Source organism: Streptomyces sp. NPDC001530, assembly GCF_042894545.1.
GTDB lineage: Bacteria > Actinomycetota > Actinomycetes > Streptomycetales > Streptomycetaceae > Streptomyces.
The window spans coordinates 308642-320148 of sequence record NZ_JBIAVS010000012.1 but is presented as its reverse complement, the minus strand read 5'-3'; the positions used below and the strand labels follow the sequence as shown (position 1 = coordinate 320148).

At 69.8% G+C, this 11507-nt stretch carries 8 protein-coding genes and 4 tRNA genes; 7 read left to right on the top strand and 5 right to left on the bottom strand.

All coding sequences use genetic code 11. The annotated features are described in order from the left end of the window. Positions 1-84 precede the first annotated feature (84 nt). Positions 85-429, top strand: a complete 345-nt coding sequence (locus ACFY0T_RS26140; RefSeq protein ID WP_388875074.1) for a hypothetical protein — start codon at positions 85-87, stop codon at positions 427-429. Further along, complete coding sequence (locus tag ACFY0T_RS26135) at positions 426-587, top strand: hypothetical protein (protein WP_388875071.1); 162 nt, start codon at positions 426-428, stop codon at positions 585-587. The genes ACFY0T_RS26140 and ACFY0T_RS26135 overlap by 4 nt, the downstream gene beginning before the upstream one ends. A 196-nt stretch (positions 588-783) precedes the next feature. Here the strand turns inward: ACFY0T_RS26135 and ACFY0T_RS26130 are convergent. From ACFY0T_RS26130 to ACFY0T_RS26110, 5 genes are all read right to left on the bottom strand, one after another. Continuing rightward, positions 784-856, bottom strand: a tRNA-Lys gene (locus ACFY0T_RS26130). A 112-nt stretch (positions 857-968) separates the two neighbouring features. Next, entirely contained in the window at positions 969-2504 is a 1536-nt protein-coding gene (locus ACFY0T_RS26125; RefSeq protein WP_388875068.1) for an amino acid permease, read from the bottom strand. Between the two features lie 49 nt (positions 2505-2553). Then, the gene (locus ACFY0T_RS26120) at positions 2554-5319 is read right to left on the bottom strand and encodes an FG-GAP repeat domain-containing protein (RefSeq protein ID WP_388875065.1); all 2766 of its coding nucleotides are present in this window, start codon (positions 5317-5319) and stop codon (positions 2554-2556) included. Positions 5320-5509: 190 nt separating this feature from the next. Beyond that, entirely contained in the window at positions 5510-7687 is a 2178-nt protein-coding gene (locus ACFY0T_RS26115) for a DEAD/DEAH box helicase (RefSeq protein WP_388875062.1), read from the bottom strand. A gap of 278 nt (positions 7688-7965) precedes the next feature. After that, positions 7966-8493 (bottom strand): hypothetical protein, encoded by a 528-nt coding sequence (locus tag ACFY0T_RS26110; protein ID WP_388875059.1) that lies wholly within the window; start codon positions 8491-8493, stop codon positions 7966-7968. Positions 8494-8744: 251 nt separating this feature from the next. Between ACFY0T_RS26110 and ACFY0T_RS26105 the strand changes: the two genes are divergently transcribed. From ACFY0T_RS26105 to ACFY0T_RS26085, 5 genes are all read left to right on the top strand, one after another. Then, complete coding sequence (locus ACFY0T_RS26105) at positions 8745-9095, top strand: metallopeptidase family protein (protein ID WP_388875056.1); 351 nt, start codon at positions 8745-8747, stop codon at positions 9093-9095. Between the two features lie 172 nt (positions 9096-9267). Further along, positions 9268-10851 carry a metallophosphoesterase gene (locus ACFY0T_RS26100; RefSeq protein ID WP_388875053.1) on the top strand — a complete coding sequence of 528 codons (1584 nt, stop codon included), beginning with the start codon at positions 9268-9270 and terminating at the stop codon, positions 10849-10851. An 80-nt stretch (positions 10852-10931) separates the two neighbouring features. Beyond that, positions 10932-11004 (top strand) — tRNA-Glu (locus ACFY0T_RS26095). Between the two features lie 49 nt (positions 11005-11053). Next, positions 11054-11128: transfer RNA gene (locus ACFY0T_RS26090), tRNA-Asp, on the top strand. 25 nt (positions 11129-11153) lie between these two features. Further along, a tRNA-Phe gene (locus ACFY0T_RS26085) sits at positions 11154-11227 on the top strand. Positions 11228-11507 lie beyond the last annotated feature (280 nt).

Sequence of the window (11507 nt, the reverse complement as noted above, 5' to 3'; positions counted from 1 at the left end):
TGGGTAAAACTGTCCGGTCGGCTGCCGGTAACTCCCCCAGTTCTGTCCTGATGGGCAACAGGACACTTCCGGTTTGCTCAAGTCATGAGCAGAGACGCCGGATCTAAAGAGCAAGGCACGGTCCAACTCGCGGCCCATCCGGTGCCGTCCGTTGACACGCTGTCCGAAGCGCAGGTGTGCGGCCGGGCATGCGTTTGGTGCGGCGCGCCCCTCGACAACCGCGCGGCCGTCGACCTCGGGGAGCGGACCTCCGATGCCCACGGAGTCGAGGCCCACTGGTTCCCGCGCGGCTGCCTCATGTGCGCTGGAGCTCGCGCCTACCGGACCCTGCTCGACCATGCCGGAACGTGCGAGCAGTGCGCCGACGACCAATCCCAGTGCGAGACGGGCAAGGCCCTGCGCGCGGCGGTGCGGGAGGCCAGGCGATGAAGTTCTGCGGACGCTGCGACAAGCCGATCAGAGACGGCGAGAAGTACACGGCGCACGACATCGCCTCGGCCTCGGTGGGCGGCACGACCGTCTACCGGCATGTCGCCCTGTGCAAGCCGGTACCGACCCAGACCACCCAGGTGTCCTTGCGTCACTGACCCCCGCCCGCGCCTGCCCCCGTGTCCGAGGGGGCGGGCGGTCTCAGGCCCCGGCCGGTATGCGTCTACCGGCCGGGGCCGCTCCATGTCTTGATCGTCTGCACTTCGGGCGAGCATCGGGCGAGCTGACGATCTCCACGACCCCGAAACACGCCGAAGGCCCAGGTCAGATTCCCTCTGACCTGGGCCTTGCCGGTAGACCCTGTGGGACTCGAACCCACAACCAATGGATTAAAAGTCCACTGCTCTGCCAATTGAGCTAAGGGTCCACGCACCGGCGCCCGATGTCGATCGCGTGTCGATGCATCCCCGAGCATAGCCGGACGCGGCCGGGACTCCGATCGGGTATCGGGGACCCGGCCACGTCGAAGGCGCGCTGGGTCACGGATCGACCGGTTCGGGTGCACCCTTGCGGGCCGCCTCGCGGGCGATCGTGCGTTCGTGGTCGGGGTTGAGGAACCAGTGGCGGGCCGAGGCCAGCCACCAGGTCGCCGCGAAGCCGAGGACGACGAGGACGGCGACCGGGGCGTAGTTGAAGGTCTCCCAGGTGACCGGCGAGACCTGGGGGAGCATGAACAGGATCGTGATCACCACGACCCAGGTGACCGAGACGATGCCGATCGGCCGGGACCAGCGGCCCAGGTGCCAGGGCCCGCGCTCGAAGGCGTCGCCCTTGCGCACCCGCAGCAGTGTCGGGATGACGTACGCGACGTAGAGCCCGATGACCGCGATCGACGTCACGGCCGCGTAGGCCGTGTAGTTGATCAGGTACGGGAGGCCGAGTGCCAGCGCTCCCAGCGCCGCCAGCCACACCGCCGCCACCGGGGTCCGCGTGCGCGGGCTGACCGTGTGCCAGACGTGCGAGAAGGGCAGCGCGCCGTCACGCGAAAAGGCGTAGATCATACGGCTGTTGGCCGTGACCGAGGCCATCCCGCAGAAGAGCTGCGCGCCGATCACGACCAGCAGCAGGAGCTTGCCCGCCGTGGCGCCCAGCGCGTCCAGCAGGATCTGGGCCGGGGGCGCGCCCGTCGCCGAGCCCAGCTCCTTGTCGTAGGACTGGATGGCGAAGGTGAAGCCGAGGAGCAGGACGAAGCCGGCGATCCACGACGTCCAGATGGACTGCACGATGCCCTTCGGGCCGGCCGTGGACGCGTCGTGGGTCTCCTCCGTCATATGAGCGGAGGCGTCGTACCCGGTGAACGTGTACTGGGCCATCAGCAGGCCGATGAGGACGACGTACACGCCGCTGCCCCAGCCCGTGTTGTTGACGAACTTCGTGAAGACGAAGGACGCCGACTGGTGATGGTCCGGGACGAAGGCGAGCGCGCCCACGATGACCACGACGCCCGCCACGTGCCACCACACGCTGATGCTGTTGAGCAGGGCGACGATCCGTACGCCGAAGGTGTTCAGCAGGCCGTGCAGGATCAGGATCCCGGCGAAGAGGAGGACGGTGCGGCCCGGCGTCACCTCGAAGTCGAACTGGAGGTTCAGATACGCGCCGAGGAACGACGCGGCGCCGAAGTCGATGCCCGCGGTCACCGCGACCTGGCCGAGGACGTTGAACCATCCCGTGAACCAGGCCCAGGCGGCGGCCGTACGGGACGGGGCGAGCCGGTGCGCCCAGAAGTACAGCCCGGCGGAGGTCGGATAGGCCGAACAGATCTCGGCCATCGACAGCCCGACGAACAGCGTCATCAGTCCGACCGCGACCCAGCCCCAGGTGATCACGGCGGGACCGCCGGTGTTCATGCCGAACAGGTACAGCGTCAGACAGCCCGACAGGACCGAGATGATCGTGAAGGAGACCGCGTAGTTGGAGAACGCCGACATGCGGCGGGCGAGAACCTGCGTGTAGCCGAGCTGGGCAAGCCGTTCTTCGTCCGACAGCCCACTCGCTTTGGCGTCATCTGTCATGCCCCCAGCGATTCCCTCGCCGAGGGCATGACATGCGCCAGGCGATTGGCTAAAAAAGGCCCTTGTAGCCTTGCCAGCCACTCGCGATCTTCACTCGTGAGCCGAACGACCCGTTCCCCTTGCCGTCGTTGCGGTAGAGGTTGCCGGAGGAGTCCCGCTCGACCAGGTCGTTCTTCCCGTCGCCGGTGATGTCCCCGACGCCGACGATCGCGTTGTACGAGGCTCCCCACCCGGAGAAGACCTTCACCCGGTCCTTCAACAGGCCCGTCCCCGTGCCGTTGTAGCGGTACAGCGTCCCGGCCCTGTCACGGGCGAGCACGTCACCGAACCCGTCGCCGTTGAGGTCCCCGGCCCCGACGATCTTCGTGTACCCCGTCCACGCCGTTCGGATCTTCTTGGCCGCCGCCAGCGTCCCGTCGCTCTTCGCGGCAAAGAGATAGACATCCCCGGTCGAGGCCTTCCGCGCGAGCAGGTCGGGCCGTTTGTCACCGGTCAGGTCGCCGGGCGAGGTAAGGACGTTGTAGGCGTTCCAGCCCGTACCGAGCGCCTTGTACGACGTCGACGGGACCAGCGCCTGCCCGCACGCGGGCGTGTAGCCGCGCAGGGAGCCGTCGCTCATCCGCACCAGGACGTCGTTGCAGCGGTCGTTGTTCAGGTCGCCGAAGGGTACGGCGACCACCGTGGTCGACCAGCCGCTCCCGGACACCTTCCCGGCGAAGCCTCCCTTGCCGGTGCCCTGCTGGAAGGTCAGCGCACCGGAGGAGTTGAGGGTGAGCAGGTCGGAGAGGCCGTCCCGACCCGCGTGGTCACGGAACGCCGGCGCCGCCGGCGACCCGGCCGTCAGGAGATGGATGCGCTCGCCCGGGTCCACGAAGGCCACCCGGCTCCCGTACGGGTCAACGGTCCAGCGGATACGACGGTCCGAACCGCCGCTCAGCTCCGCGAGGTTCTTCGTCCGGGGCAGATCCGCCACATCGTTCGTGACCGCCTTGCCCGAGGCGAAGTCCGTGCGGACCAGCTTGCCGCGGCCCGCGTCGTGCCTGACCAGGAACCCGTCGGCCAGCAGCGCGTCCCCGGCCGGTACGGACACGGACCGCCCCCGGGAGCGGTCGAACACTCCCGCCGTCCCCTGCGCCGCGCAGGCCCAGTAGACCCAGCGGCCATCGACCTGCAGCTCGCTGGGCACACACGCCGAACCGACGTTGACGTCCACGGCCGGCACATCCGACCCCAGACGGCTCATCGACACATGGCCCGCCGTGGACGTGGTGGTCCACAGCTGCCCGTCCCACACCGTGGCGGCCGTGGCCGTACGCGTCGACACGACCTTGGACTGCGTCCAGTCGACGATGTGCTGCTTGTGGTTGGTGCCGCCGGAGAGCACCGCGTACCGGCCGTACGCCGCCACCACGTCACCGGACGAATCGGGAACCAGCACCGACTGGACCTCGCCCGCGGGTGTCCGGCGGTAGACGTAGGACCATGGGTCGGAATAGACGGTGGAACCGTCACCGGCGCCGAAGAGGCGCATACAGCCGTACCAGACCCCGCACGGCTTGACCCACGCGCCGCCCTGCCGCACGGGTCCCACCTGCGGGTTGCTGCCCGCGGGCACGGTGCGCGAGTTGAACATGACGTCGGACGACGGAGGCGCGGTCTGGTCCGTCCAGTTCAGCGTGCCGTTGGCGAGGGACAGCCCGTCGATCGGCGCCGGGACCGGCGGCAGGTCGATGATCTCGCGGGCGACGAGTTGCCCGTCGGCCGACTCGGTGAGCCGCTGCACGCCCCAGTCCTGCGGCCCGGAGCCGGCCGGGACGACGGCCGATCCGTCCGGGGCCGGATCGATCCAGCCGCCCATCGTGGGGAACAGCTCACGCCATGTGCCGCCGCCCAAGGGGCGCGTGAGCACGGCACGCGTGTCCGCGTCGGCCACCACGACCTGGTCGCCCACGACCGTGAACTCGATCTTCCCCTCGGTTCCCTGGGCCGGAACCTCGGTCACCGGCCCGTCGAGGTCGTCCCGCCGTACCAGCCGCGCACCGGCTCCCGGATACCACCAGCCGACGTAGTCGTGGCTGAGGAAGGGACTCCGGCCGGAGCCCGCCTTGTAGGGGGCGAAGACCTTGGCCACGGATCCATCGCGCACGTCGACGAGCACGAGCTGGTCGAGGAAGACCTTCGGGTCGTCCGTGGACATCCGGTAGCGCATCAACAGCGACCTGGCGTCGCGCGCGTCCACCGCGAGCAGCTGCGCGCCCTCCGGCCAGCCGGTCACCGTCATGTCGGTGACAGCTCCGTCGGCGGCCGGCTTCAGCAGGTGCACCTCGCGTACCGCGGCGACCGAGCCCAGGTACGCCACGACCGTCCCGCCCGCGGTGCCTCCCCAGTTCAGCTCCTGGGGAACGGTGACCTGCCCCCGGTCGGCCCCCGAAGGAAGGTCGGTGAACCGGACGACGTACGGCTTGGTGGTGGTCATCTCGTAGACGGTGTCCGACTGGGCGAGCCGCACCGGCCCCGGGGCCCCGTCGTACTGGGGAAGGTCACGCGACTCACCGGTCGCGTAGTCCGTCCAGCGCAGATGGGCGGATCCCTCGGGCTGGGAGAGCAGACCGGTGTCGCCGTACCCCGAGAACACTGGATTGCGCGGACTCGTCCTGACCGCGGCGGGCAGCACGATCTCGTCCGCGCCGGTGGCGGCCACGGCCGTCCCCGACGGCAGGAGCCCCAGCGAACCCGCGGCCACCGCGAGAACCGCGGCCAGCGCCGTGCCCCCGCGTCCGAGCACACGACGGCGTACGAACTTACGGCCCCCCACGGAACCCCCCGGCCCCTCGACGTACGACACCTGTGGCGCCCGTGACGTCTGTGAATGAAATGTGCATGCCCTGAGTGGGCAACGGGAGCGTACCAGTGGGTACTTGCGGTCCGAAGGGGTTGTCGGGGCAACGAGAAGGGCCCGTACGACCGGAGTCGTACGGGCCCTCGATGGATCACGTCAGGCTGTGTCAGCCGTTGCGCTTCCAGCGGGGCTTCTCGTCACGGCGGCCGAAGGAACCGGTGCCGGTGCCGCGGTGGTCGTCACGACGGCCGTACGGGCGGTCGTGGCTGCCGGAGCGGAAGCCGCTGGAGGGGCGGTTGTCCTGACGGTCGCGGTTGAAGGGACGGTCGCTGCCACGGTGGCCGCCCCGCTCGTCACGGCGCTCGAAGGGGCGCCCGCCACGGTCGTTGTCCCGACGGAACCCGCCACGGTCGTTGTCGCGACGCTCATCACGGCGGAAGCCGCCACGCTCGTTGTCGCGACGCTCGAAGGAACGGCCGCCACGGTCGTCACGGTTGAAGCCACCGCGGTCATCGCGGTTGAAACCGCCCCGGTTGTCGTCACGACGCTCGAAAGAACGGCCACCACGGTCATCGCGACGGTCGTCACGACGGTCACGGTTGAAGCCACCACGGTTGTCGTCACGACGCTCGAAGGAACGCCCGCCACGGTCATCGCGACGGTCGTCACGGCGGAAGCCGCCACGGTCGTTGTCCCGGCGGTCGCGGTTGAAGCCGCCCCGGTTGTCGTCACGACGCTCGAAGGAGCGGCCACCACGGTCGTCACGGCGCTCGTAGTTGCCCCGCTCGTCGCGGCGCTGACGCGGCTGCTCGTACGCGGGACGCTCGGCGGGCTGCTCGGACACGGCGGGCACCTCGGCGGGAGCCTCGGCCACGGCCTGCTCGACGACGGCCTCCGCGGCGGCGGCGACCGCGGCCTCCGGGTCCTCGCCCCGCTCACGCGCGGCACGGGCGATCAGCCGGTCGGCCTCGCCACGCAGCTCGGCCGCACGACGCTGCGCGCGCTCCAGCTCCTTGGTGAGCTGCGAGACCTCGCGCTCGGCCTGCTGCGCGGCGTTGCCCGCGGACTCGGCCTGGACCTCGGTCATCGAGCGGGCGCCGGTGATCTCGGCGACCTCGGGCTCGAAGGCCGTACCGGAGTTGATGATGTGACGCGAGGCGTCGACGCCCGCGTCCTCCATCAGCCGGAAGATCTGGCGGCGCTGGTGCGGCAGGGACAGCGACACGACGGTGCCGGAGCGGCCCGCGCGAGCGGTACGGCCGGAACGGTGCAGGTAGTCCTTGTGGTCGCCGGCCGGGTCCACGTTCAGGACCAGGTCGATGCCGTCCACGTGGATACCGCGCGCGGCGACATCGGTCGCGACGAGCGCGTTGACGTAGCCGTCCTTGAAGTCGGCCAGCGTCCGCGTCCGCGCGCCCTGCGTCATACCGCCGTGCAGCGCGTCGGCCTTCACACCGGAGTCGCGCAGCTGCTCGGCGATGCGGTCGGCGCCCAGCTGGGTGCGGACGAAGATGATCGTGCGGCCCTTGCGGGAGGCGATCGCGGCGGTGACCGGCGCCTTGTCCTTGGGCTTCACGATGAGGATGTGGTGCGACATGGTCGTGACGTTGCCCTGGGCGCTGTCGACCTCGTGCGTGACCGGGTTGGTCAGGTAGCGCTTGACCAGCGTGGAGATCTCGTTCTCCATCGTGGCCGAGAACAGCATGCGCTGGCCGCCGGCCGGGATCTGGTCGAACAGCTCGGTGACCTCGGGCAGGAAGCCCAGGTCGGACATCTGGTCGGCCTCGTCGAGGACGGCGACCTGGACGTTCTCGAGCGAGCAGGCGCCACGGTTGATGACGTCGCGCAGTCGGCCCGGGGTGGCGACGAGGACGTCGACGCCGCGCTCCAGGGCGTAGATCTGGTTGCCCATCGACGTACCGCCGCAGACGACCTTCATCTTCAGGCCGAGGACGTCGCCGTACGGCTGCAGGGCGTCCGCGACCTGCATGGCGAGCTCGCGGGTCGGGGTGAGGATGACGGCGCGCGGCTTCTTCTTCTCGGTGTGGCCGCCGGCGAGCTGCGCCAGGGTCGGCAGACCGAAGGAGAGCGTCTTGCCGGAGCCGGTGCGGCCGCGGCCGAGGATGTCCTTGCCGGCCAGGGCGTCCGGGATGGTCGCGGCCTGGATCGGGAAGGGGGTGGTCACGCCGTTCTGCGCGAGCTTGCGGACGACGCCCTCGGGCAGACCGAGGTCCGCGAAGGTGACCTCGGGAGCGGACTCGACGGTGTCGACGATCTCGACGGCCTCGTTGCCCTCGTTGTTGTTCTCGGGCACGACGACGTGATCAGTACTGGAAACAGACATGCGAAATGCGAACCTTCCGGAGTTCTACGGCACGCGCCCAAACTCCGTGAAGTCGCAATCGACCGCCTCTATGCGGTCCGGCCACGGCAAGGGAGAGTACGCGCCACACGCGGCGCTCTCTGCGTTGGCGCCGGGCAAATGGGATCAAACGATCTACCACCATACGCACCCACCACCCCCTGAGGCAAACCGGCCTCATCAGCGCAGGTCAGGGGCTGACTCTTGGCCCGCCCGGCGTGCGAGGAGGGGGCGAAAACCCAGTCGGTGCACCCGGAAGCCTACGCCGGTGACCCCGCCTCCGGTGCCGGTTCCCGCTCCACCAGTTGCGTGGCCTGCTGCTCGTGCGCCGAGGACGACGGCTCCGCCGTGGCGGGATCGGACGCCGGCGGTGAGGACGCGGGCGGCGGAGGCGGCGGCGTCGGCTCCGCGGTCGTGTGGGTGGGACTCGGCTCCCCCTGGGGCGGCGCGGGCTCCTCCGTCTGCCCCTTCCCGCCCTTGCCCTTCTCCGGAGCCTCGGCGGACGGCTTCGCGCCCTTGGACGCGGAGGCCGACGGAGACGCCTTCCCCGACGCGGACTCCCCGGGCTCGGCCGAGGCGTTACCCCCCTTCGCTCCCTTGCCCCCGTGGAACCCGCGGCCGCCCCCGCTCGCCGCGGAACCCCCGTCGGGCGCCTCGCCACCCCGCTGCCCCACCGAGTGCGAGGGGCCGTGCCGCTCCCCGTCGTCACCCACGCTCATGCAACCGGCCGCCGCGGCGAACGCCATGACCGTGGCGGCCAGACGGATGGGTACGTACAAGGCGCGCACGGGCAGCCACCTCCGGATGGGGTGTCCCCTGCTCATGGAAGTCCCCCAGTTCGAGCGAAGTCGAGAACGTGGGGAGAAGCCGGGAGCCCGGGGACGGATCGGGGAGTCCTCCTGCCCAACTCCCGCCACCCACAAGAAGACACGCGCCCCGCGCAAGCGGGCCTCGCCCCCTTCCTCGAAGGAGAAGACCTCAACTTCGCCGAAGGAGAAGACCTCAACGGTTCTCGGACACGGTGCACGACAATGGCCGTGTGCTGGAGATGACGCGCGAAGCGTTCGAAGAGCTGGTGAGCGAGGCCCTGGACCAGATCCCGCCGGAGCTGACACGGGTCATGGACAATGTGGCCGTGTTCGTCGAGGAGGAACCCGACCCGTCCGACCCGGAGCTGCTGGGCCTCTACGAGGGGACACCGCTCACGGAGCGCGGCGAGTGGTACGCCGGGGTCCTCCCCGACCGGATCACGATCTACATGGGCCCGACCCTTCGCTCCTGCGAAACGTCGGACGACGTGGTGCAAGAGGTGGCCGTCACGGTCGTCCACGAGGTGGCCCACCACTTCGGCATCGAGGACGAACGCCTCCACGAACTGGGCTGGGGCTGACCCACCGGCGCCCTCGGCGCGCCCCCCGGCCGACACGCCGAGGTCGCCCGAGAGGCGGACGGCCAAGGCGTACGACAGCCGACCGCGCCCCCGTACGACAGTCCACGACGGCCCGTACGAGAGTCGGGACGCGGCCCGCATACCCGCCCCCACACTTGGGCATACGGGACCAATGGCCCGCGTCCCCGCTGCCGTAACCGCCGCCGCACACCGCATACGCCACCGCGCCCGTACGGTGCCCCGCTCCCTGAGCCGCCACTACCGCGACCGCCGCGCGCTCCCGGAGGTCGAGCTCGTCCCCCAGCCGCACCCGTACGCCCGCGCTCTGAACCTGCTCTGCGTCGTCCTCCTCGGCGCCTGGCTGGGACTGCTGATCGTGGGGAACGTACGCGTCCCGGTCGGCCCCATGAACACCACCATGACCCTGCGCCCCTCCCTCACCGGCGGCACGAAGATCAACGTCGCCCCGCTCGGCGCGCTGGAACTGCGCAGCCACGAGGCCCCGCTGCGTCTCGACGTGGACGTCGACCAGCTCGACCCGGAACGCTCCCAGGCCCTGGTCGACCACCCGGAGCGGCTGTCCGGCCTCCAGGACGAGGTCGCGCGGGACGTCGAACACGGCACACTCGACCTGGCCGTACGCTCCTGCATCGCGGTCGTCTCCGGCGCCACGGCCCTCGGCCTCGCGGTCTATCGGCGCCCGCGCCGCGCACTCGCCGCCGGCGGACTGGCCCTGACCCTGCTGACCGCGTCCGGAGCGACGGCATTCGCCACGTGGAACCCGGAGTCGGTCCTGGAGCCGAAGTTCTCCGGACTCCTCTCCTCGGCGCCCTCCCTCGTCGGCAACGCGCGCAGCATCGTCAGCGAATTCGACGTCTACCAGAAGGAGTTGGCGCGCCTGGTGACGAACGTGACGAAGCTGTACGACGTCACGTCCACGCTTCCGGCGTACGAGCCCGATCCGACCACGATCCGGGTCCTGCACGTCTCGGACATCCACCTCAACCCGGCGAGCTGGAAGATCATCGCGTCGCTCGTGCAGCAGTACGCCATCGATGTGATCGTCGACTCCGGCGACACGATGGATCACGGCACCGCGGCCGAGAACGGCTTCCTGGACCCGATCGCGGACCTCGGAGCCCCCTACGTCTGGGTCCGCGGCAACCACGACTCCGCCCTCACCCAGCGCTACCTGGAACACATGAAGAACGTGCACGTCCTGGACAACGGCCGGGCGGTCACGGTCGCGGGCCTGCGCTTCGCCGGCATCGGCGATCCGCAGTTCACCCCCGACCGCGCGATCAAGCCGGGCGGCAACCCGGCGGAGGAGCTCGCGGGCGCGCGCCTGGCGTCGGCCCTGCGCGACCAGCGGGCGGCGGGCACTCCCGTGGACGTCGCCATCGCCCACGAACCGTCGGCGGCGCGCGAGACGGACGGCGAGGTGCCGATGGTCCTGGCCGGCCATCTCCACCACGAGGAGATGGAGGTCATGAAGTACGGCACGCGTCTGCGCATCGAGGGCTCGACGGGCGGCAGCGGCCTGCGGGCCGTGGAAGGCAAGTACCCCGACCCCATCGAGGCCTCGATCCTCTACATGGACCGCGACACCCGCCACCTCCAGGCCTGGGACGAGATCAAGCTGGGCGGTCTGGGCCTGACAACGGCCGAGGTCAGCCGCCATCTGCCGAAGGAGAACCAGCCGGGCGCGAGCCTTCCTCCCACGCCGTCCCCCACGCCCTCCGGGACCGCCCCGTAAACCGTTTTGGCGATACCTCCTGCCATCCCATATGCTTCTCACGTCCCCGACGCGCTGAGAAGCGCCCAGGCGGGCCGATAGCCCTCATCGTCTAGCGGCCTAGGACGCCGCCCTTTCAAGGCGGTAGCACGGGTTCGAATCCCGTTGGGGGCACGCAGCACGGTGTGCGACACTAGGTTCGCTTGTTCGCACACAACAGCTTGGTCCTGTGGAGCAGTTTGGAGTGCTCGCCACCCTGTCAAGGTGGAGGCCGCGGGTTCAAATCCCGTCAGGACCGCTGAGGTTTCTCCTGGAAACCTCGTGGCTGGGTAGCTCAGTTGGTACGAGCGATCGCCTGAAAAGCGATAGGTCGCCGGTTCGACCCCGGCCCCAGCCACAACCCAAGGGCCCTGTCCAGACGGACGGGGCCCTTGATCGTTTACTTGCCCCGAAGCCAAGCCGTACGCCCAGCGGCAAACCCGTATCCCCCGCGCCAGCCCGTACGCCCAGCGGCAAGCCCGTTCATCTGACGCCGATCAAGAACCCGCCACAGCCCGCCGGCCTGTCAAGGTGGAGGCCGCGCCCGCGGCGCAGCCGCAATCGGGTACAGCAAATCCCGTCAGGACCGCTGAGGTTTCTCCTGGAAACCTCGTGGCTGGGTAGCTCAGTTGGTACCA

Coding starts and splice junctions, on each gene's coding strand:
- ACFY0T_RS26125 (WP_388875068.1), bottom strand. CDS start 2,504: ATGACAGATGACGCCAAAGCGAGTGGGCTGTCGGACGAAGAACGGCTT.
- ACFY0T_RS26140 (WP_388875074.1), top strand. CDS start 85: ATGAGCAGAGACGCCGGATCTAAAGAGCAAGGCACGGTCCAACTCGCG.
- ACFY0T_RS26115 (WP_388875062.1), bottom strand. CDS start 7,687: ATGTCTGTTTCCAGTACTGATCACGTCGTCGTGCCCGAGAACAACAAC.
- ACFY0T_RS26135 (WP_388875071.1), top strand. CDS start 426: ATGAAGTTCTGCGGACGCTGCGACAAGCCGATCAGAGACGGCGAGAAG.
- ACFY0T_RS26100 (WP_388875053.1), top strand. CDS start 9,268: ATGGCCCGCGTCCCCGCTGCCGTAACCGCCGCCGCACACCGCATACGC.